Origin of the sequence: Kitasatospora sp. NPDC058190, assembly GCF_042883685.1 — a bacterium.
Taxonomy (GTDB): Bacteria; Actinomycetota; Actinomycetes; order Streptomycetales; family Streptomycetaceae; genus Kitasatospora.
Map to the genome: position 1 here is coordinate 1 of NZ_JBHVVI010000307.1, position 1,038 is coordinate 1,038.

1 protein-coding gene is annotated in these 1,038 nt (G+C 72.0%); it reads left to right on the plus strand.

Going from position 1 to position 1,038, the window contains the following annotated elements; translation table 11 throughout:
• Window positions 1-42: 42 nt before the first annotated feature.
• A partial coding sequence (locus ACFVWU_RS44995) for a WD40 repeat domain-containing protein (RefSeq protein ID WP_387632548.1) occupies window positions 43-1,038 on the plus strand: 996 nt, incomplete at its 3' end.

A 1,038-nucleotide genomic window follows, 5' to 3' on the forward strand; every position in this document is an offset into this window, starting at 1 on the left:
CGTCAGTTGTGTATAAGAGTCTGGTACGTCTAGAGTGTGCGGGTGTGGGATCTGGCCACCGGCGAGCAGATCGGCGCGCTCCTGCACGGCCACGACCGCAGGGTGTCTGCGGTGGCGACGAGCGTGGTGGAAGGCCGGCCGGTCGCCGTCACCGGCTGCAAGGACGGGACGCTACGGGTATGGGACCTGACCACCCGCCAACAGATCGGCGAGCCCTGGCAAGGCCATCTCCAGGAGGCGTCTTGGGCCACCGGGGTGGTTGCGGTGGCCACCGGGGTGGTGGAGGGCCGGCCGGTCGCCGTAACCAGCAGCGGCGACATGACGGTGCGGGTGTGGGACCTGTCCACCCGCCAGCAGATCGGTGAGCCCTGGGAAGGCCATGACCTGGAGGTGTGGGCGGTGGCCACCGGGGTGGTGGGGGGCCGACCGGTCGCTGTCACCGGCGGCGAGGACGGGACGGTGCGGGTGTGGGACCTGACCACCCGCCAGCAGATCGGCAACCCCCTGCGAGGCCACAGCAGAGACATCTCGGCGGTGGCCACCGGTGAAGTGGAGGGCCGGCCGGTCGCCGTAACCAGCAGCTGCGACGACAACACGGTGCGGGTGTGGGACCTGGCCACCGGCGAACAGATCGGCGAGCCGCTGCAAGGCCACACCGGCTGGCTGCAAGCGACGGCAACCGCGGTGATGGAGGGCCGGCCGGTCGCCGTCATCCGCGGCAAGGACGGGACGACGCGGGTGTGGGACCTGACCACCCGCCAGCAGATCGGGCACGCGCTGCAAGTTCCCACCGGCAGCGGCGTGTTGGTGGCGACGACCACGGTCGCCGTCGCCGACAGCAAGGACGGGACGGTGCGGGTCTGGGACCTGGCCACCGGCCAGCCGATCGGCAACCCCCAGCAAGGCCACACCGGCTGGGTGCAAGCGGCGGCAACCGCGGTGGTGGAGGGCCGGCCGGTCGCTGTCACCGGCGGCGAGGACGGGACGGTGCGGGTGTGGGACCTGGGCACCGGCGCGCCGATCGGCGACCCCCTGGAA